The organism is Alkalihalobacillus sp. BA299, assembly GCF_017745675.1.
In the GTDB taxonomy this organism is placed as follows: domain Bacteria; phylum Bacillota; class Bacilli; order Bacillales; family Bacillaceae_F; genus Alkalihalobacterium.
Genome location: NZ_JAFLJM010000017.1, coordinates 26996 through 47932 on the forward strand (window position 1 = coordinate 26996; position 20937 = coordinate 47932).

Genomic DNA, 20937 nt, shown 5'->3' on the forward strand with positions numbered 1-20937 from the left:
AGGGCGATAACATGGAAAAACATGAAGCAAAATCTCGAATTGAAAAGCTTAGAGAGCTTCTCAATGAGTATGGTCACCATTACTATGTATTAGATCAGCCAATCGTTTCTGATGCGGAATATGACCAATTAATAAACGAATTGATCTCATTAGAAGAACAATACCCTGAGTTTATAACCGATGATTCCCCAACCATTCGTGTAGGAGGGGAACCTCTCCCATTTTTTGATAAGGTTCAACATAATGTCCCGATGTTAAGCTTAGGAAATGCATTTAATGAAGGGGATTTACGAGATTTTGATCGACGGGTAAGGCAAGGTTTAAATGATGGCGAGGAACCAACCTATAGTTGTGAATTAAAAATCGATGGACTAGCTGTATCATTGAAATATGAACAAGGAAAGTTTACACGTGGAGCGACTCGAGGAGATGGTACTGTAGGTGAAGATATTACCCAAAATTTAAAAACGATTCGTTCTATTCCGCTGCGATTAAAGGAAGAAGTTACGTTAGAAGTTCGCGGGGAAGCATTTATGCCAAAGCGTTCATTTGAGGTATTGAATGAGGCAAAAGAGGCAGCTGGAGAAGAGAAATTTGCTAACCCTAGAAATGCAGCTGCTGGTTCACTTCGCCAATTAGATCCTAAGATTGCTGCCAAACGAAATCTTGATATTTTTCTATATTCCATCGGTCAAATTGAAAATGATACGATCACCTCACATCATAAAGCCTTAAATTATTTGAAAGAATTGGGTTTAAAAATTAATCAAGAAAGCCGTTATTGTAAAAACATTGATGAAGTGATTGAATACGTGGAAGGCTGGATTGGAAAGCGTGCGGACTTACCGTATGAAATCGATGGAATTGTGATTAAGGTGGATGCGCTTGAGCAACAAAAACAGTTAGGCTTTACAGCAAAAAGTCCACGTTGGGCAATAGCCTATAAGTTTCCTGCAGAAGAAGTTGTAACAAAGCTAATCGGCATCGATTTAAATGTTGGGCGTACAGGGGTAGTGACACCAACCGCAATTCTTGAGCCTGTTACGGTCGCTGGAACAACAGTGAAACGATCTTCATTGCACAATGAAGATCTAATCCGTGAAAAGGATATAAAAATTGGTGATTCGGTTGTAGTGAAGAAAGCCGGGGACATCATACCAGAAGTGGTTAACGTATTAATTGAGTTACGTTCTGGAGAAGAGGAAGATTTTCATATGCCGACTCACTGTCCTGAATGTGAAAGTGAGCTTGTACGACTTGAAGGAGAAGTGGCATTACGTTGTATTAATCCGAAATGTCCAGCAAAAATTCGTGAAGGATTAACACACTTTGTTTCCCGAAATGCGATGAATATCGATGGATTAGGGGAGAGAGTCATTGCTCAACTTTTTGCAGAAGGACTTGTTGAAGATGTCGCGGACTTATACAAGTTAAATCGGGAGCAGCTGTTACAGCTTGAGAGAATGGGCGAAAAGTCGGTTGAGAACTTATTAAGTGCAATTGAAGCGACGAAAGATAATTCGCTGGAAAAGGTATTATTTGGTTTAGGAATACGCTTTGTAGGCGCAAAGGCGGCAAAGACGCTCGCCATGCACTTTGAATCGATCGAAGCAATCCAAGAGGCTGATTTGGAAACACTGAAAGCAGTGAATGAAATCGGTGAAAAAATGGCCAATTCGATTGTAAATTATTTTGAGCAAGAGGAAGTCATCGAGTTAATTAATAAACTTCGTGAGCTAGGCATTAATATGACCTATAAAGGACCGAGATTGCCTTCGACTGAAGACGTCAAGGAAAGTCCATTTTTAGATAAAACCGTTGTTCTAACAGGTAAGTTAGCGCAGTTAACAAGAGATGAAGCGAAGCAAAAAATTGAAGCTTTAGGTGGAAAAGTAACAGGGAGTGTCAGTAAAAAAACGGATTTAGTTATAGCAGGAGAAGAGGCAGGTTCCAAATTAGCGAAAGCACAGCAATTAGGGATTACTGTTTGGAGTGAAGAACAATTCATTCAAGAAACTACTAAATTAAAGTAGAAAATAGAGAAGGATGAATATTTTCTCCTCTTAAATAAACGTTTGTTTAATAGGATGTTTAAACAAACATTATTAGAATATGGATGAGGAGTGTTGAAAATGATAAAACGAATGATACCGCTTGTTCTTTGTAGTGTCATCTTTTTATCAGGTTGCTTTCCCTTTCTACAACCAGAGGAACAATTGATAGAAGAAGAAGAACATGGGGAAGAGCAAACTGTTGAATTGAGTCCAGAAGTATATACTCCTGAAAATTACTACCGAAGTGTCTTGTACAACGGTTCATATACTCATGGCGAGGCTAGAGGTTTTAGTAATGCAGTTGTACACAATCGTCTTGACTTAGAACAGTTAGAACTAGGCTTAATGGAATTGGCGAATGAAAGATTTGACCCGGAAAAGTATTTTTTTAGAGAAGGACAGTATATTTCTCGGACTGAACTGAATAATTGGTTAATGCGCTATGATGAAAAGGATAATCCTCAGGGAATAAACCCTGAATTAGGACCAGGGGATACGTTAAGAGATCAAGAAGAGAGCCAACCTCGTTACTTATCTCACATTTTAGAGCATAATTATTTAGTCGAAAATGCAAACGGGCAGCTAGAGTTAGGTGGAATAGTCATAGGACTATCAATGAACACGGTATATAATTACCGGATCTATGACGAGGAAGGTAGAATTTATAGGTACGAAGTGGAGATTGATCCCCAAAAAATGGTGGCAGAGGGCAAACGGATGGCTGAAGAGATTGTTTCACGTTTACGTTCTCCTAACCGTGAGAGTGGTGCTTTAGAAAACGTACCAATCATTGTCGCCATGTTTCAAGAGGAAAAAAGAGAAGCAATCGTGCCTGGTAACTTTATAATCAAGGCAGTTGCCGAACCACAGCGTCAAATTGACAAGTGGCAAAGCATTAATGAAAAGTATTATTTCTATCCATCTACACTTGCTAATAATGAGCAGCGAAATGATGCAGAACGGTTTTTAAAGTTCAAGGATGAAATCAATGAATTTTTTGATAACTATGTTGGAGTAGTTGGTAAAGGGTTTTATAAAGATGAGCAGCTAAGAGAGCTGACCATTGAAATTCCGATACGTTTTCAGGGAAAAGCAGAAATTATTGCTCTCACGCAGTTTTCAGCCGACCGAATAGCACAGCGTTTTCCTAGTAATTTAAAAATTCAACTATATATAACATCGGTGGCAGGCGAGGAAGCGATCGTCGTCCGAAACCCAAATGAAGAACCGTTTATCCACATCTATCGGTAAAAAGGTAGTTGTTAAACAGCCTCTTTAGTTCTGTATTAAATAAGGATAAAAAATAAGAAGCTTTTACGAAGGGTGTAAATGGAATAGATTTTTACAAAAGGGGGTGAAGGAATGGAACATCAATTAACAATGGCAACTGCAGTATTGCTATGGGCCCCCATGCCTTTACTGATCGTATTATCATTTCTTAGTTTAATATTGGAAAGGAGAGAATAAGTGATGGAGATCGCTACGTTAATTACTTTTACCGTTTATCTTGTAGGAATGCTAGCGATTGGGCTAATTGCTTATCGTTTAACAAATAATTTATCGGACTACGTCTTAGGTGGCCGAAAGCTTTCAGGAAGCGTCGCTGCATTAAGCGCTGGGGCATCTGATATGAGTAGTTGGTTACTTTTAGGATTACCTGGTGCACTGTACATTGGTGGAATGGGTGAAATATGGATAGCTGTAGGCCTTTCAATTGGTGCATATCTAAACTGGCAGTTTGTGGCTGCTCGGTTAAGAAAATATACAGAAGTTGCAAAAGATTCAATTACGTTACCCGATTTTTTTGAAAATCGCTTTCATGATCATTCTAAAGTACTTCGAACAATTTCAGCACTTGTTATTTTAGTATTTTTTGCATTTTATACATCAGCAGGACTTGTTGGTGGAGCATTGTTGTTTGAAGCCTCTTTTGGGATGAATTATACTCAAGCACTCTGGATCGGTGCGATTGTCATCATTTCCTATACTTTTTTAGGTGGATTTTTAGCAGTTAGCTGGACGGATTTCTTTCAAGGGATTTTAATGTTTCTTGCATTAATTATTGTTCCATTTGTTGCTGTTTCTAAATTAGGCGGATGGCAGTCAATGTTTAATGCTGTTGGTGAAATTGATCCTGCTTTTTTAGATGCGTTCCAAGGAGCAACCTTTCTAGGAGTCATATCATTATTAGCTTGGGGTTTAGGCTACTTCGGTCAACCTCATATTGTAACAAGGTTTATGGCAGTTAAATCAGTGAAGGAAATTCCTAAAGCACGTTTTATTGGAATGACTTGGATGGTCTGTGCATTATTTGGAGCTATTTTTACTGGTTTTGTAGGGATTGCCTACTTCTCTATGAATGGACCTGGAGCAGCAATTGCAGCTGGGGCTCATGAAACTGTGTTTATTTTATTCACTCAAGTTTTATTTGATCCTTGGGTAGCAGGTTTTCTTTTAGCGGCCATTTTAGCGGCTATTATGAGTACGATTGACTCGCAATTACTAGTGTCATCAAGTGCATTAGCTGAAGATTTTTATAAAGGAATTATTCGAAAAGATGCTTCACAAAAAGAACTTGTCTGGGTAGGGAGAATTGGTGTTATAATTATTGCTTTCATTTCCATTCTTCTTGCCTACAATCCTAATAATTCTGTCTTGAATTTAGTCGGCTATGCGTGGGCTGGTTTTGGTGCAGCCTTTGGACCGCTGATCATCCTTTCATTGTTTTGGAAACGAATGACACGGAATGGTGCTCTTGCTGGAATGGTAACAGGGGGTGTTACGGTCGTATTTTGGGACATTTTATCAACACCTCCAAATGGTCCCGATGGAAACCCACTTCCACAATCAGAGGCGATCATTCCATTTGGGCTCTACGAGATTGTACCTGGATTTCTTTTAGCGACCATTGCTATCGTATTGATCAGTCTAATAGGTAATGAACCTTCAAAGGAAATTCAAGATGAGTTTGAGAGAGCAAAATATAATAGTTAGTACTCTAAAATAAAAATCAAATAGTTATTCGAAAAAACCTTGAGGATTATATTAGAAACTCAAGGTTTTTTTACTGCGATCTCGCTCACACAGCTTTTTTATTGAAATGTCGGATTGTATTATTCTCAGGTCGAAAAAGGAGGGGTTCTCGGAGCTTTTACATAAATTTTCTATTAGACTGATATAACTTGAGTTAGACTGATATATCTTGAGTTAGACCGATATAACTTGAAATAGACCAATAAAATTAAATTTAGACTGAAATATATTTTTTTAAGTGTTGTAATATTGGGGCTCATTGCCTATTAGAACGTAATTTGGTATGATCTATTTATTGTGAAAATGAACGATTGTGGAGGTGGAAGAATGGCACGTATCACAAAAGACGAAGTGAAACATGTCGCTCATTTAGCACGTTTATCTGTTACTGAAGAAGAAGCGGAAATGTTTACACAACAACTAGATGCAATTATCACATTTGCAGAACAACTTAATGAGTTGGATACGGATGGTATTGAGGCAACTACTCATGTATTAGACGTTCGAAATGTATTACGCGAAGATGAAGTGAAACCGTCGTTACCTAGAGAAGAGGTATTAAAGAATGCACCAGATGAGCAGGATGGACAAGTTAAAGTTCCGTCGATCCTTGAGTAGAGGAGGGGTTTAAATGTCAATATTAGAAGGAAGCATTTCTGAATTACATAATCGTTTACATAAAAAAGAAGTGTCTGTATCAGATCTTGTTAATGCATCTTACGAGAGAATTAATGCGGTTGATGAAAAGGTTAAGGCGTTTGTAACGTTAGACGAAGAAAGAGCAAAGAATTATGCTAAAACATTAGATGAAGCCCTTAGTTCAAATGCCGAAAGAGGGCTGCTTTTTGGAATACCAGCTGGAATAAAAGATAACATTGTCACTAGAGGTTTAACTACAACTTGTTCAAGTAAATTGTTAGCAAACTTTGAACCGATGCACAATGCGACTGTGATTGAACGCCTACAAGGGGCTGAGTCAGTGACGATCGGAAAATTAAATATGGATGAGTTTGCGATGGGCTCTTCAACAGAGAATTCTGGTTTTTTTAATACGAAAAATCCTTGGAATACTGATTATGTTCCTGGTGGATCTAGTGGTGGGTCCGCAGCCTCAGTAGCAGCAGGTGAAGTTGTATTTTCACTAGGGTCAGATACAGGCGGCTCGATTCGCCAGCCTGCGTCTTATTGTGGAGTTGTCGGTTTAAAACCGACCTATGGCCGTGTATCTCGATTTGGTTTGGTTGCGTTTGCGTCATCTTTGGATCAAATTGGTCCGATTACTCGTACAGTTGAAGATAATGCGCTTGTCCTTCAAGTACTGGCAGGGTATGACAAAATGGATTCAACTTCAGCGAATGTCGCTACATCTGATTATTTATCTGCACTAACAGGCGATGTAAAAGGGCTGAAAATTGCTGTACCGAAAGAGTATTTAGCAGAAGGTGTCCATGAAGATGTTAAAAATCGTATTTTAGAATCATTAAAAGTCCTTGAAGGTCTAGGAGCAACATGGGAAGAAGTTTCATTACCGCACTCTAAATATGCGGTAGCAACGTACTATTTACTTGCTTCTTCAGAGGCTTCGGCGAATTTGGCTCGTTTTGATGGTGTGCGCTACGGAGTTCGTTCTGATAATGCAGCAAATTTAATTGAAATGTATAAGGAAACAAGAAGTAAAGGGTTTGGTGACGAAGTAAAACGCCGTATCATGCTGGGAACTTATGCACTTAGCTCTGGTTATTACGATGCTTATTATAAAAAGGCTCAAAAAGTCCGTACGTTAATAAAGAAAGATTTTGAAGATGTTTTTAAAAATTATGATGTGATTATTGGGCCAACAGCACCGACAACGGCCTTTAAAATTGGTGAAAAAATGAATGATCCATTGACGATGTATGCCAACGATATTTTAACAATTCCAGTAAACTTGGCTGGTGTTCCAGCGATCTCGATCCCGTGTGGATTAGGAAAGAATGGGTTACCAATTGGGCTACAGATTATCGGAAAGCATTTTGATGAAAATACAGTCTACCGGGTAGCACATGGTTATGAACAAGCGACAGATCATCATAAAGCGAAACCGGAACTTTAAGGGGGGAGATACAAATGAAATTCGAAACGGTAATTGGATTAGAAGTTCATGTTGAGTTAAAGACCAACTCGAAAATATTCTGTGGCTGTTCGACTGAGTTTGGTGCCCCGCCGAATACACATACATGTCCGATATGTTTAGGACATCCAGGCGTACTACCAGTTTTAAATCAGCAAGCTGTCGAATATGCGATGCGTGCTGCGATCGCTTTAAATTGTGAAATTGCAGAAGAAACGAAATTTGATCGGAAAAATTATTTTTATCCAGACAGTCCAAAAGCTTACCAAATCTCGCAATTCGATAAGCCAATTGGTGAGCACGGTTCGATTGAAATTGAAGTTAATGGAGAAAAGAAAACGATCGGTATCACTCGCATTCATTTAGAAGAAGATGCAGGGAAATTAACACATTCCGAGTATGGCGATTATTCTTTAGTTGACTTTAACCGTGTTGGTACACCTCTGATTGAGATCGTGTCTGAGCCAGATATTCGCACACCAGAAGAAGCATACGCTTATTTAGAGAAGTTAAAAGCGATCTTAGAATATACAGAAGTTTCCGATTGTAAAATGGAAGAAGGCTCGCTTCGCTGTGATGCTAATATTTCCCTTCGTCCAGTCGGCCAAAAAGAGTTTGGTACAAAAACAGAACTAAAGAACTTAAACTCATTTGCTAATGTTCAAAAAGGACTAGCATACGAAGAAGTTCGTCAAGAAAAAGAATTGCTAGAAGGTAACGTCATTCACCAAGAAACGCGCCGGTGGGACGATGGAAAGAAAGAAACAATACTAATGCGTGTGAAAGAGGGATCTGACGATTACCGTTATTTCCCAGACCCTGATCTTGTTTCAATTTTTATTGACGAAGAATGGAAAGAACGTGTTCGTAGTCAAATTCCAGAGCTGCCACATGAACGTCAAGCTCGTTACGTGGCTGAACTTGGACTTTCAGAATACGATGCACAAGTTTTAACAGCGTCAAAATCAATGTCTGATTTCTTTGAACAAGCCTTGTCACACGGTGGAGATGCAAAGCAAATAGCAAACTGGCTCATGGGAGAAGTTTCTGCATATTTAAATTCAAATGACAAAGAAATTGCAGACGTTCCTTTAACAGCGGAAGGTTTAACAAAAATGATTTCTTTGATTGAAAAAGGGACAATCTCTTCTAAAATTGCTAAAACTGTTTTTAAAGAAATGATTGAAAATGGCGGAGATCCTGAAACGATTGTAAAAGAAAAAGGGCTCGTTCAAATTTCAGATGAAGGTGAATTGCGTAACATTGTCGTCGCAATTCTCGATAATAACCAACAGTCGGTCGATGATTTTAAAGCTGGTAAGCAGAAAGCGATTGGCTTCTTAGTTGGACAAGTAATGAAAGAAACCAAAGGAAAAGCAAATCCACCAATGGTAAATAAAATTATCGTTGAGGAAATCGGGAAGCGTTAAAAGTAAAAACGCTTATAACAATAATACAAGGCGATAAACTATTTGGAGAACACAAAAAACGAGTATGGAATCATAAAGGGTTTCATACTCGTTTAGCTCTATTAAAGATACTTCTTTTTTTGAATTACCCCATCGACCAACCATTTTATAAACACTGCCTTTAATATATAGGGTGTCATCATTATGAGACTAAGTCGGATTGACTTGTTCTTTAATAACAGGTTCTTTCTTTTTCTTCTTCTCTGGATCCTTTTGCTTTTTCGGTCCGACTTCGGTTTTTAAGGATTTTACCATTGCAAATGCCATTGCAATTAAAACGATTGTTAAAGGAAATGCACTAACGATAATCGCCGTTTGTAAACCAGCTAACCCCCCTGTGTACATTAAAATTGCAGCAGAGGCAGCTAATAATATTCCCCAAGCATACTTGACGATGTTTGGAGGCTCCAAACTTCCATTGGTAGTTTGCATACCGAGAACAAATGTAGCAGAGTCAGCTGAGGTTATAAAGAATACAGTAATTAAAAACAAGGTAACTATGATTAATAAACTGCTGAGAGGTAGCTGCTGAAATACTAAAAATAAAGCTGTTTCAAGTGTTTGTTCGGAAACTGGGATGCCTAAATTGTACTCAAGGTGAATTCCAGTGCCCCCGAAGACGGCAAACCATAAAGAACAAACAATCGTCGGAATGAACAAAACAGCCACTACAAACTCTCTTACGGTGCGTCCTTTAGATACACGAGCGATAAAGGTACCAACAAATGGTGCCCAAGCAATCCACCATGCCCAGTAAAATATCGTCCAACCTTGAATCCAAGCAGCATTATCTGCATTAAATGGCGATAGTCGTAATCCCATAGCAGGTAAATTTTGAATATAGGAGCCAAAGGTTGTCGTAAATAATTCTAATAAAAAGATAGTCGGCCCAAGAAAAAGTACTCCAATAAACAATATTACTGCTAATATCATATTCGCATTACTTAAGTACTTAATACCTCGCTTAATTCCTGTCCCTGCAGAAATGAGGAAAAGAACAGTGATAATAGCTATAATTAACAGCTGAATCCCAAATGTATTTGGGATCCCGGTAACATAGCTTAATCCCCCGTTAATTTGCGCAGCTCCTAAGCCTAACGAAGCTGCAACCCCAAAAATCGTCGCAAATACAGCAACGACGTCAATCGCTCCACCAATTGGACCCTTTGTCCTCTCGCCCAATAATGGATATAAGGTAGCACTCATTAATCCAGGATAACCTTTTCTAAACTTAAAGTAAGCGATACCTAATGCGATTGTTGCATAAATCGCCCACGCATGAAACCCCCAATGAAGGTAAGTATATCGTAAGGCTTGAGTTGCTGCTGAACTCGTCCCAGCATCTCCTAAAGGTGGATTAGAGAAATGTGATATCGGTTCAGACACCCCAAAAAATAGTAAACCAATCCCCATTCCTGCACTAAACAGCATCGCAAACCACGTAGGACGACTAAATTCTGGCTTATCCTCATCTTTGCCAAGCTTCACTTTACCATATCGGCTAAAAATGAGGTATAAGGCAAAAATGAGAAAGAAAGTTGCTGAGAGTTGGTAAAACCAACCGAAGTTTTGCAAAAAGAACCCTAGTGTAACGTCCATTACACTTGTTAAATGATTTGGTAATAGGACACCCCAAAGGACGAATACAATTGCCAATACAATAGAAACCCAAAAAACTTTTGTCACTTTATCCATGTGCTCACGCTCCTTTTTCCATAGGTTTTCATGTTTATTATTGTTTTATGTGTGAACTTACAGTTTGGTAAGAAGTAGTAGTTAAGGGAATATGCTAGCTGACTCATTTTACTTAAGATGTAAGTTAGTATCTTAAGATCATTTTGCGAACCTTTATTTTCCATAAAACGAACTCAGTAGAAAGTTACTTTTATTGGATTAATTCTTATATTGGTGTAAATTGGAATTAACTGAAAAAATAAATAGCATGTCTTTTTCTGGGTAAAAGGGAGAGGGTGCAAAAATGGAATGGGAAACGATTATATCGGTTTTAAATCAATACGGTTATGGAGGTTTATTTCTGTGGCTTTGGTTAGGGATGTTTATTTTTCCTGTACCAAATGAAATGATTGTTTTAAGTATTGGCTGGCTATCTAAAGGTTATTTACAGATAGTTCCTGCGTTTTTGGCTGCTTATTTTGGAATCATTGCAAGTACGACAACGACCTTTTTAATGGGTCGGCATGCTGGAGTCCCTCTTCTCAGTAAATTAAAAAATAAAAAAGCAATAAAAAAAGGAAAAAAGATGATTGATAATCATGGAACTTATGGACTTTTTTTCTGCTGCTTTTTTGCGGGCTTACGACATGTGATCCCTTTTTTATGTGGAACTAGGAAACTTTCATTTTTAACATTTGCCATCATTTCATACACTAGTTGCTTCATATGGTGCGCAATTTTCTTTAGCTTTGGAAAGTTTATCGTAGCAGAAGGAATTAAAAACTTACAAGATGAAAATATTTATATTGTATCGATCATTGTATTTGTAATAGCAGTAATTGGTTTTTTCTTAAAAAATAAATTGTTCGCAAGCAAGCGAGATAATGATGCTTCGTATATGAATTAATTAAATAACATCAGTATAGAAAATATTTAAAAATAAAAAAGTTTATTTGATATATTTCGATACCCGTAATAAAATAAAGGTATCGATTTTTATTTAAGGAGCTGGTTAAGATGAAAGCAATTATTAACGCACATATTTTAGGTGAAACAGAAATAGAGAAAGGCACTCTTCTTTTTGAGGATGGAAAAATTATTAAATTAGGGAAGGGAGAAGATGTACAACTCCCTGAGAACACAGAAGTGATTGATGCGAATGGCAGATTTGTCACTGCAGGTTTTATTGATGCTCATACTCATTTAGGTATTGATGAAGAAGGTGTACGCTGGGAAGGGCAAGATTATAATGAAACAACTTCAGCTGTGACACCACACCTCCGCGCCCTAGATGGTATTTACCCATACGATCAGGGTTTTCATGATGCAGTTGCGTCAGGAGTTACAACGGCTCAAGTCTTACCAGGAAGTGCCAATGTGATTGGAGGATTAACAGTATGTATTAAAATTAGACTTGGCAAGTCAGTAGATGAAATGATTGTTCGTGAACCATCTGGATTAAAAATTGCCCTTGGTGAAAATCCTAAGGGAGCTCACGGTAATCATGGACGAGCACCGAAAACTCGTATGGCTGTAGCGGCCATTCTTCGTGAACAATTTTCAAAAGCTAAACACTACATGGAGAAAAAGAATAAAGGTGAGAATGTTTTTGACTTTGAATTAGAAGCCTTACAATTAGCGTTAGAGAAAAAAATCCCAGTGCGTGCTCATGCTCATCGTGCCGATGATATTATGACTGTTATAAGAATTGCAAAAGAGTTTGATTTAGATTTAAGTGTCGAGCATACGACTGAAGGTCATCAAATCGCCCATTTATTAGCTGAAAGTGGTGCAAAGTTTACAGTAGGACCAACCATTTCAAGTCGTAGTAAAGTTGAATTAAGAGATAAAGGCTGGCAAACGTATAAAGCGCTAGAAGAAGCGAATGTTCCATTTGCGATCACTACAGATCACCCTGTCATCCCTATTCAGTATCTACAGACATCCGTATCTCTTGCAGTAAAAGAGGGATTATCTGAACTAACCGCCTTGAAATCTGTAACTGAACATGCGGCAGCCTTATTAGGTATAGAAGATCGGACAGGCTCTCTTGAAGTTGGTAAAGATGCTGACATTGTTATTTGGGATGCTCATCCATTGCGACAAAATAGCTACTCATGGATGACGTTTGTAGATGGAGACGTTGTTTATCAACGAGAAGAAGTATAAAGCTTATTTAGGAATGAATATGTAAAATTATGTGAGAGATAAAACTTGTATCAGAAGCATGTATCCCTTATCATACAAATTAATAGATTGGATATCACTTCGTAAAAGTGGGAGATAGAATGAAACGAGCCCGAATTATTTATAATCCGACTTCTGGTAGAGAGCAAATGAGAAAAAATTTACCTTATGTCCTTGAGCGACTTGAAAAAATTGGGTATGAAGCGTCGGCGCATGCAACAACCGGTGAGGGCTGTGCTACACGAGCAGCAAAATTCGCAGGTGAACGGGGCTTTGACTTAGTTATTGCAGCTGGTGGAGATGGAACCATTTTTGAAGTGGTAAATGGCCTTGCTGATTTGGAAAAGCGTCCTCTTCTTGGCCTTATCCCAGGAGGAACAACAAATGATTTTGCGAGAGCACTTCACATACCAAGAGATATTGTAGAAGCTTGTGATGTGTTGTGTGGTGAGCATAAGCAACCGATTGATATTGGTAAAGTAGGGACCCAATATTTTATAAACATTGCAGCTGGTGGAACGCTGACAGAATTAACATATGAAGTACCGAGTAGATTAAAAACACTCATGGGACAACTTGCATATTATGTTAAAGGACTAGAAAAGCTCCCGTCCATCTCCCCGACTTCAGTTAGGATTGAATATGATGGAAAACTCTTTGAAGGGGAAATCATGATGTTTCTCGTCTCTAATACAAACTCAGTCGGCGGATTTGAAAGGTTAGCTCCTAATGCTTCGATACAAGATGGATTGTTTGATTTAATCATCGTTAAAAAGACATCGTTTCCTGAATTTATTCACATCGGTGGTTTAGCATTGCGAGGGGAACATATGAACCATCCGAAAGTGATTTATACACAAGCCAATCGGATCAAAGTGTATGTTGATGGAAAAATGCAGTTAAATCTCGACGGAGAATACGGTGGAATGTTACCTGCAGAGTTTGTTAATTTGTATCAACATTTCCAAATTTTATGCCCGCCGAAAAGATAATTCAACGAAAATGAAAAATAGGGTCATAAGAAAATATAAGCTTTTATTAAAAGACCATAGCTGTCAGCAAATATAAAACAGCAAGAATAGTAAAAAAAATAATAATTGACAGAAACAATAAATTTACTTATGCTATATTCATACAGTTAAATACACTTCCAAAAGGGGAGTAGCTTTTACAACATAGTCGTCATTTCGGAGTGTCTACACTCTCGGCTGTGTTGGCAACTTTAACGTTGTTAGCAAGACCTTTGCCAGTCGGTAAAGGTCTTTATTGATTTTAAAAACCTTTACCATTTGTGGTAAAGGTTTTTCTTGATTCTGAAAAACAGAGAGGAGACTAACAAAAAAAGCTTTATTAATCTATTAACCGATAAGAAAGAATTTACTATGAGAAGGAGTTAATGTAAGTGGAACTATCAATTTTATTAGAGTATGGTTGGGTTTTACTCCTATTAATCGCAATTGAAGGACTTTTAGCCGCGGATAACGCACTTGTGTTAGCAATTATGGTGAAACATCTTCCAAAGGAAGAAAGAAAAAAAGCATTATTTTACGGACTTGCAGGTGCATTCGTATTTCGTTTTAGTTCGCTATTTGCTATATCTTTTCTCGTCGATGTATGGCAAGTTCAAGCAATTGGGGCTCTCTATTTGTTGTTTATCGCAAGTAACCATATATTTAGAAAGATGATCGTTAATAAAAACAAAGAAAACGTTAAAGATTTACGTGAGAAGAAAAAATCGGGCTTCTGGGGAACGGTAATTAAAGTAGAATTAGCAGACATTGCGTTCGCCATTGACTCCATTTTAGCTGCTGTTGCATTAGCGGTCGTGCTTCCAAATACAAGTTTACCTGAAATTGGTGGACTTGATGGAGGTAAGTTTCTCGTTATTTTTCTCGGTGGATTAATTGGTTTAATCATTATGCGTTTTGCTGCAGATTTCTTTGTGACATTACTACACAAAAAGCCAGGCCTTGAAGTTGCTGCTTTTATCATTGTTGGTTGGGTAGGTGTGAAGCTATCTGTTTATACATTGTCACACCCAGATTTAGCTATTCTACCTGAAGGATTTGCCAAATTACCTGAATGGAAAATAACATTTTACACTGTCCTTGTTTTAATCGCTTTAGGAGGTTGGTTTTTATCAAAGGAAAAAAAGGAACAACCAGCTTTAGCAGATCCTAATATGATAACGGATAATGAGGGGGAGATTAAGAGGACGGAAGTACAATAATTTCTTGTGTAGGCAAAGTTTTGATATAGATCCAAGTGTGCTACAATCATGGGAGCATATTTTGGACGTAAAGGAAGAGAAAAGACATGAATAAACAAAGTATACCCGTACAAAAAAATCAACAATACGAGGTAGTTTTTGAAGATTTGACGCACGAAGGAGCAGCTGTGGCAAAAATTAATGGCTATACTCTTTTTGTACCAAAGGCTCTCCCGGGAGAACGAGGAATAGTAAAAGTAATAAAAGTCAATAAAGGTTATGGGTTTGGTCGATTGATGGAACGAATAGAAACAAGTGAACATCGAGCTGAGCCACCATGCCCTGTCTATCAGCAGTGTGGTGGCTGTCAGTTGCAGCACTTAAATTATGATGCTCAACTTTTACAGAAACAAAAAATGGTAAAAGATGTACTAGAGAGAATTGGTAAGATCACTAAAATTCCTATCCATCCTACACTTGGAATGAACGACCCTTGGCGTTACCGGAACAAAGCACAAGTCCCTGTAGCAACAAGAGAAGGTGGTCTAGTCGCAGGTTTTTATCAAGAACGAACCCATCATATTATTGATATGGATGAGTGTTTAATTCAACAAGAGGCGAATGACCGAGTTGTGCAAGTTGTTAAAGATATAGCAAATCAGCTTCAGATTAGCGGGTATGATGAAAAAGCGCATAAAGGTACACTAAGGCATGTCGTTGCAAGGTACGGCTTAGTTACGAAAGAAGTGATGGTTGTCCTTGTGACACGAACGGCAGAATTGCCTCATAAAGAGCAGTTGATTAAGCAAATAAAAGAGCGTTTACCTGAGGTTAAATCGATTGTACATAACATCAATCGTAAAAAAACAAATGTAATCTTTGGGGATCAAACGACTGTGCTTTGGGGGGAAGAATATATTTATGATTTCATTGGAGATATTAAATTTGCGATTTCCGCACGGTCTTTTTATCAAGTAAATCCAGAACAGACGAAAGTATTGTATAATAAAGCGTTAGAATATGCGGAACTCACTAGTTCAGATATAGTCATTGATGCGTATTGTGGGATAGGTACGATTTCGTTATTTTTAGCTCAAAAAGCAAAGCATGTGTATGGAGTAGAAATTGTCCCGCAGGCGATTGATGATGCAAAGCGTAACGCTAAGCTTAATCACATCAATAATGTTGATTTTGCAGTGGGTGAAGCTGAAAAAGTAATCCCATGGTGGTATGCACAAGGAATCCGTGCTGATGTTATTGTTGTTGACCCCCCGCGTAAAGGCTGTGATCAAGCATTATTAAATACAATCATCCAGATGAAGCCAAAGCGTGTCGTCTATGTTAGCTGTAATCCAGCTACATTAGCACGAGACTTACGTGTCCTTGAAGATGGTGGCTATCAGACAAAGCAAGTTCAACCAGTTGATATGTTTCCTCATACGATGCATGTGGAAAGTGTCGCAGTATTAGAGCTGAAAAAATAAATAATTTGAAAAAAGGAGTTCAGGTGATGGACTCCCTTTTTGTGATGAGTTTATTATGTTTGTTTTAAGGGGAGGTGTAGAAAATCTTATTCAACAAGTGACTAGGCACAAATGGACTCTATTGCAAGTGAAGGTAAAAGCTCAATCTAGAACGAGTGGGAAACAGAGTCCGGCATAGAAAAGTAGTACTAATAAGAGTGATAAGGGAAAAGATAAACATTTACAAAACCATCACTATGCAACAAATAAAAGCAAGAAATATACTCCACAAATAGAGAGTATTACAAAAAAAATGATTTAGATTTAGAGGATGCGTGGAACAAAGAGTATCTCCCACATCAAGGAAGACGCCCTAAGAACCATCCCCGTGTTTCCATAAAGAATAAAAACCTCTACAGAAGGCCTCCTCATTATTGTTATTGAACACTTGATCCATAAATTTTTAGATCATAACAACTTCAAATGTCAATTGTCGATTCTTCTCAATGCTTTTGAAATTTGTTCCATTTCATTTAATTCGATGTTAACTTCTATTATGCAGTTTGATTTATTTTCTATTTGTAAAAGAATGAATAAAGACAAAGAATAGTACCACGATTGCTATCTTTTTGAACCACTAATGACAAGATTTTGCTTTAAAAAGCCTCAATATACCTACCTAACATTATTTTATGTAGACAAATGATAAAGGATTAAACAATCCTATTAAATTATCAAAAATTAGTAAATTTACCTATCATATATTACACGTATAAAAATTTAGTACATATAATGTCAGTACAAATTTGGCGAGAGGGGGATAAACAATTAGCTGCTCAAATACTTGTGGTACATGTTGTTCTTGTGGAATAAAAACGATTCTTGTACAGGATTGTGTTGAAGTTCGTTGGAGTGTTAATATACTCAAACCTCCTTGATGATCTATTATGCAAATCAAACAGTGCCTGCGTCAGGGTGCATTGAAGTGTCCAATATGACGTCAAATATGAATCAGATAATAATGACATTTTTGATCGGTAGCATTGTTGTAAGTCAATTTACATTAAGCAGAAATCAATCCTTCACATTTTCCGTTGTTGGTTTTGATCGGGTTACTTTACAGGGGGATGCCCCATCAGTCATACAGGAAGTCCAATCCCTTTTACTTTAAAAGTTTATCAGGAAGAATATAAATCATTTACAGTAATTGATATTGATCCAATTAAAATTGATCCAGGGACCTATGTCGCAACAGGAGAATTGGATATCTTAGTGAATTTTAATTTATGATCATCTGATATTAGTAACCTCACTACAAAAATAGCTCATACTAGAAAATTAATTCCTTAAAAGGTTTAATTCAACTTCATCCTTTCTACATCACTAATAAATCTAGTAGTAAAATAGTAACTCCGGGAGACACCATTCAAATAAGTACTCTCTTCTTCAACATAGAATATTTTCTGGTTTTCATAAAATAGTTTTTAAAATATCATCTGCTTAAATCTGTTAGAACGATTGAAGAAAGATTGAAAGAGTTAATTTAATAATTAGGAGGGCGTTATGAATACGTATGTGAAAAATTATTGGTAATTGTACCTTGATTTTATTTGCGATTTTCAAAAGCTGACTTATAAAGGGTATTCAATACCTTATTTATGTCATTTCCCTAGCCTATTGGAAAAAAATCTTTGGAAGGCTTTACACAATGAAACCTTCAGTGAGCAATTAAAAACTCAAGTGAATGATCAAAAGATATTCAAGAATTTTTTAATAAGTATGTTCAGTCTCATAAGAAAAAGCAATTCGTCGAAAATAAAAATGGAAAAGTCGTCGTAGATGTTAATCGAGTTCTTCGATTTCCACAGAAGACGTTTGAAGATTATTTTGATCCAGCACAAACAAAAATATTAGTAGGAAGTAATAAAAACATTACAGATAAATTTAGCTATGAAATACGGTTATTGTGGTTCCGCTTTATCATGTAAACGATTATGAAACACAAAAAGCTATTATTCAGCTACAAAGTAAGGCGATAGACTTATTTCATTCTTATAAAAATCATCATTTTTATAAGAATGAAACATTTCAAAGATTATTTTTAGACACAATCTTTGAAATAGTTATGTGTATTGAACACGCTATTAAATTTTTAAATCATGTTTCTGCATCTTGTATCGTTGTACCGTCTACGGCATATAGTTTTAGTCGTATATTGGTTTTAGCTGCTGCTGAAAAAGGCATCCCTAGTATTTGTATGCAGCATGGCATTATTGCAAATGAGTTTGGCCATTTGCCCAAAATGGCAACAATAAATGCAGTCTATGGGGAATTTGAAGTAGATTGGTATCAACAGTGTGGTGTTCAAAAAGAATTCCTTGAAATCATTGGTCATCCAAGATTTGATCAAGCCTTTCAGCCCCCCTACGTTATCAAAAGCTAAACTTTTCCATCAATTGAAATATTGATAATTGGAGAATCTTAATCGATACTCTTTCAAAACAACTTGATTTAAACATCTTGATTAAAGATTTCCCAAGTACAGATTCACATATTCTTATAAAGGAATTTCCGTTTGTTCATTCATCAAGTGCTTTTGAACTTTATGATCTTCTTCCTTATGTTGATTGTGTAGTTACTTATGAATCTACGGTAGGTTTAGAAGCGATGTTATCAAATAAATCTGTCTTTATCTTAGATAGTGAGTTGCCAAGTTATGTTAGTTACTATAACGATTTAGATGATCTAGTTCAAAAAAATCCCCAAAAGTTAGCTGAAATGATCATAAACTATTTTAGTAATCCTAACTGGGCACGTTATGTCAAAGAGAAAAGAGAGAGCTTTCTTAGTTATGCTTATTTTGATAAAGCCCTATCGGGAGAACGATTGAAAAAATTGATTGATAGATTAATTAGCTAGATGGTTGATATAGAAGTTTCTATAAGGTAAATGTATTTTTATTTTCTAAAAGAAAGGTGGGAAAATGAGCGATGAAAAAAATAAGAACGCTTAATGAAATCCATGACTTTGGATCAATCAAAGTTTACCTGAGCCTTATAGTAAGCCTTTGAAAAGAAGTGAGTTTTTAACTGAATATATAAATATATAAAGAGAGACGAAAAAATCCTTGAGATTGGATGCAATATAGGAAGAAATTTAAATTATCTATATGAACATGACTTTAAAAACTTGACTGGAATTGAGATAAGTGAAAAAGCAATTACTGCACTCAAAAAAATGTATCCAGTATTAGATCAAAACGCTAAAATTATTCATTCTTCGATAGAGAATATAATTAAAGAATTGCCTTCTGATCATTATGACATGGTTTTTACAATGGCAGTGTTGGAACATATTCATCCAGATAGTGAATGGATCTTTGAAGACATAGCCAAAATCACCAAAACTTATCTCATTACTATAGAAGCGGAAAAATCCAAACATTGGCGACTATTTCCTAGAAATCACAAAAATATTTTTGAGAAATTTGGATTAAAGCAATTGGAAGAAAATAATTGTAAAAATGCAGGATTAGAGTTATATACAATTAGAGTTTTTAAAAAGGAATGAATTAGTGGAGTTGGGGCAGCAGAAGCCTTTTTTGACATTGTTAAGCGTATAAATTGGGACACGGGGGACAGGTAGAGGCCACTGAAAAGTCATCTCTTTTTAACTGATTTTCAACTGTTTTTTCGTATCGTAGCTATTTTTAATAAAAATAACTAAAATAGAAAACAAAAATGGATAATAAGTAATACTTAAAGAGGATAGTATGGTCGTATCCTCTTTAAGTTTACCGCTAATGCAGTCAATTTGGCTTGTGTAGCCATGCTTTTTAGACCGTACCCTCTTGGCACGATCTAATCCGTGGAATTGTTTCAGCTCACCACGTTTCATCGTCCCGAAAGGGTGCTCAACGATTGCCGCTCTTTGCTTATAAATATCACTTTGATTACACGTATTTTTGGCAATCTGTTCAATCGCTTCTTCGTCTTTCAGCCTGGTTACCGCTCTTCCGCCTTTGGCAGACGTGCAGGATTCTTTTTGACCGCAAATATCGCAGGCTTCGCAAGTGTAACGCCTGTACTCTTTCCCATTTTGTTTTCCATTCCATTTGAAAGGTAATTCATAACCCACCGGGCAAATATATTGATCGTTAATGGCATCATATTCAAAGTTCTCTTTATCAAATCCGCTTGCTACTTTGTTTTGCTTTCCCTTTTGAGGCTTAATTAAGAGTTCGGTGCTTTCGTCGACAACGTCGATGATTTCAAGGTAATAATAATAGCCTGTCTCGACCAGGATTGTGTTTTTTGATTACGGAAAACTCGCTTTGTTTTCTTCGCCATATTGGAGAGCTGCCCTTGATCGTTAACATCATTGACCGTATCGCAGTCTACGATCAGTTTATACTTGCTGTCCACCGCTGTTTGAACATTAAAGCAAACTTCATGCTTTTCATAGATTTGGCATCCGAATCGGTAATACAAAGCTGTTTTTCACCTGTTTCCTTGAGTTCTTGTTTAATTAACTGCAGCTCGTGCATTCTCTCTTGATAGACCTCTAATTTTTCCGTGATTTCCTGGCTTTTTTTGGCGATTGTCTTCTGTTTAAAAAGTCATGTAAATATGCATCGATTTTTTCATCGATATGATCTAGTTTCTTACTGACAATATTGGCATTGAAATGTTGCTTTTTAGAGCAGTTTTCCTTTAATTTTGTACCGTCAATCGCGACA

At 36.9% G+C, this 20937-nt stretch carries 18 protein-coding genes; 15 read left to right on the forward strand and 3 right to left on the reverse strand.

Annotated elements, in window-relative coordinates:
* Positions 1-11: 11 nt before the first annotated feature.
* The 6 genes from ligA to gatB all read left to right on the forward strand — a co-directional run bounded on the left by ligA (position 12) and on the right by gatB (position 8627).
* Entirely contained in the window at positions 12-2033 is a 2022-nt protein-coding gene (gene ligA / locus J0N78_RS19495; RefSeq protein WP_209124798.1) for an NAD-dependent DNA ligase LigA, read from the forward strand.
* A 99-nt stretch (positions 2034-2132) separates the two neighbouring features.
* Positions 2133-3305: a CamS family sex pheromone protein gene (locus tag J0N78_RS19500; RefSeq protein WP_209124799.1), complete on the forward strand. Its 1173-nt coding sequence runs from the start codon at positions 2133-2135 to the stop codon at positions 3303-3305.
* 219 nt (positions 3306-3524) lie between these two features.
* The gene (gene putP / locus J0N78_RS19505) at positions 3525-5048 is read left to right on the forward strand and encodes a sodium/proline symporter PutP (protein WP_209124800.1); all 1524 of its coding nucleotides are present in this window, start codon (positions 3525-3527) and stop codon (positions 5046-5048) included.
* A 366-nt stretch (positions 5049-5414) separates the two neighbouring features.
* Positions 5415-5705: an Asp-tRNA(Asn)/Glu-tRNA(Gln) amidotransferase subunit GatC gene (gatC, locus tag J0N78_RS19510; protein ID WP_209124801.1), complete on the forward strand. Its 291-nt coding sequence runs from the start codon at positions 5415-5417 to the stop codon at positions 5703-5705.
* A 13-nt stretch (positions 5706-5718) separates the two neighbouring features.
* Positions 5719-7179, forward strand: coding sequence for an Asp-tRNA(Asn)/Glu-tRNA(Gln) amidotransferase subunit GatA (gatA, locus tag J0N78_RS19515; protein ID WP_209124802.1), 1461 nt, complete (start codon positions 5719-5721; stop codon positions 7177-7179).
* A gap of 14 nt (positions 7180-7193) precedes the next feature.
* Positions 7194-8627: an Asp-tRNA(Asn)/Glu-tRNA(Gln) amidotransferase subunit GatB gene (gene gatB, locus J0N78_RS19520; protein WP_209124803.1), complete on the forward strand. Its 1434-nt coding sequence runs from the start codon at positions 7194-7196 to the stop codon at positions 8625-8627.
* Between the two features lie 189 nt (positions 8628-8816).
* On the opposite strand, the gene J0N78_RS19525 is transcribed toward gatB, so the two are convergent.
* Positions 8817-10361 carry a glycine betaine uptake BCCT transporter gene (locus tag J0N78_RS19525; protein ID WP_209124804.1) on the reverse strand — a complete coding sequence of 515 codons (1545 nt, stop codon included), beginning with the start codon at positions 10359-10361 and terminating at the stop codon, positions 8817-8819.
* 283 nt (positions 10362-10644) lie between these two features.
* Between J0N78_RS19525 and J0N78_RS19530 the strand changes: the two genes are divergently transcribed.
* From J0N78_RS19530 to J0N78_RS19570, 9 genes are all read left to right on the forward strand, one after another.
* On the forward strand, positions 10645-11247 hold the full coding sequence (locus J0N78_RS19530; RefSeq protein WP_209124805.1) for a DedA family protein: 603 nt from the start codon (positions 10645-10647) through the stop codon (positions 11245-11247).
* 110 nt (positions 11248-11357) lie between these two features.
* Positions 11358-12509 carry an amidohydrolase gene (locus J0N78_RS19535; RefSeq protein ID WP_209124806.1) on the forward strand — a complete coding sequence of 384 codons (1152 nt, stop codon included), beginning with the start codon at positions 11358-11360 and terminating at the stop codon, positions 12507-12509.
* Positions 12510-12628: 119 nt separating this feature from the next.
* On the forward strand, positions 12629-13519 hold the full coding sequence (locus J0N78_RS19540) for a diacylglycerol kinase (protein ID WP_209124807.1): 891 nt from the start codon (positions 12629-12631) through the stop codon (positions 13517-13519).
* Between the two features lie 410 nt (positions 13520-13929).
* Positions 13930-14757 carry a TerC family protein gene (locus J0N78_RS19545; protein WP_209124808.1) on the forward strand — a complete coding sequence of 276 codons (828 nt, stop codon included), beginning with the start codon at positions 13930-13932 and terminating at the stop codon, positions 14755-14757.
* 86 nt (positions 14758-14843) lie between these two features.
* On the forward strand, positions 14844-16220 hold the full coding sequence (gene rlmD, locus J0N78_RS19550; protein ID WP_209124809.1) for a 23S rRNA (uracil(1939)-C(5))-methyltransferase RlmD: 1377 nt from the start codon (positions 14844-14846) through the stop codon (positions 16218-16220).
* Between the two features lie 916 nt (positions 16221-17136).
* The gene (locus J0N78_RS19555; protein ID WP_307794981.1) at positions 17137-17370 is read left to right on the forward strand and encodes an S-Ena type endospore appendage; all 234 of its coding nucleotides are present in this window, start codon (positions 17137-17139) and stop codon (positions 17368-17370) included.
* Between the two features lie 795 nt (positions 17371-18165).
* A complete protein-coding gene (locus J0N78_RS19560) occupies positions 18166-18642 on the forward strand; it encodes a hypothetical protein (RefSeq protein WP_209124811.1) in 477 nt (158 codons plus the stop codon).
* 77 nt (positions 18643-18719) lie between these two features.
* Positions 18720-19118 carry a hypothetical protein gene (locus tag J0N78_RS19565; RefSeq protein WP_209124812.1) on the forward strand — a complete coding sequence of 133 codons (399 nt, stop codon included), beginning with the start codon at positions 18720-18722 and terminating at the stop codon, positions 19116-19118.
* Between the two features lie 225 nt (positions 19119-19343).
* Positions 19344-19769, forward strand: coding sequence for a class I SAM-dependent methyltransferase (locus tag J0N78_RS19570; RefSeq protein WP_307794982.1), 426 nt, complete (start codon positions 19344-19346; stop codon positions 19767-19769).
* Positions 19770-19868: 99 nt separating this feature from the next.
* Here the strand turns inward: J0N78_RS19570 and J0N78_RS19575 are convergent, their stop codons facing one another.
* Both J0N78_RS19575 and J0N78_RS19580 read right to left on the reverse strand, forming a co-directional pair.
* A complete protein-coding gene (locus J0N78_RS19575; RefSeq protein ID WP_209124813.1) occupies positions 19869-20336 on the reverse strand; it encodes a transposase in 468 nt (155 codons plus the stop codon).
* A gap of 95 nt (positions 20337-20431) precedes the next feature.
* On the reverse strand, positions 20432-20689 hold the full coding sequence (locus J0N78_RS19580) for a hypothetical protein (RefSeq protein WP_209124814.1): 258 nt from the start codon (positions 20687-20689) through the stop codon (positions 20432-20434).
* Positions 20690-20937: the final 248 nt, after the last annotated feature.

What these genes read in the sequence shown, in the direction of transcription:
- gatC (WP_209124801.1), top strand. Translation starts at nt 5,415, where the DNA reads ATGGCACGTATCACAAAAGACGAAGTGAAACATGTCGCTCATTTAGCA.
- J0N78_RS19525 (WP_209124804.1), bottom strand. Translation starts at nt 10,361, where the DNA reads ATGGATAAAGTGACAAAAGTTTTTTGGGTTTCTATTGTATTGGCAATT.
- gatA (WP_209124802.1), top strand. Translation starts at nt 5,719, where the DNA reads ATGTCAATATTAGAAGGAAGCATTTCTGAATTACATAATCGTTTACAT.
- J0N78_RS19535 (WP_209124806.1), top strand. Translation starts at nt 11,358, where the DNA reads ATGAAAGCAATTATTAACGCACATATTTTAGGTGAAACAGAAATAGAG.
- rlmD (WP_209124809.1), top strand. Translation starts at nt 14,844, where the DNA reads ATGAATAAACAAAGTATACCCGTACAAAAAAATCAACAATACGAGGTA.
- ligA (WP_209124798.1), top strand. Translation starts at nt 12, where the DNA reads ATGGAAAAACATGAAGCAAAATCTCGAATTGAAAAGCTTAGAGAGCTT.
- J0N78_RS19555 (WP_307794981.1), top strand. Translation starts at nt 17,137, where the DNA reads ATGATCTATTATGCAAATCAAACAGTGCCTGCGTCAGGGTGCATTGAA.
- J0N78_RS19540 (WP_209124807.1), top strand. Translation starts at nt 12,629, where the DNA reads ATGAAACGAGCCCGAATTATTTATAATCCGACTTCTGGTAGAGAGCAA.
- J0N78_RS19530 (WP_209124805.1), top strand. Translation starts at nt 10,645, where the DNA reads ATGGAATGGGAAACGATTATATCGGTTTTAAATCAATACGGTTATGGA.
- J0N78_RS19500 (WP_209124799.1), top strand. Translation starts at nt 2,133, where the DNA reads ATGATAAAACGAATGATACCGCTTGTTCTTTGTAGTGTCATCTTTTTA.
- gatB (WP_209124803.1), top strand. Translation starts at nt 7,194, where the DNA reads ATGAAATTCGAAACGGTAATTGGATTAGAAGTTCATGTTGAGTTAAAG.
- putP (WP_209124800.1), top strand. Translation starts at nt 3,525, where the DNA reads ATGGAGATCGCTACGTTAATTACTTTTACCGTTTATCTTGTAGGAATG.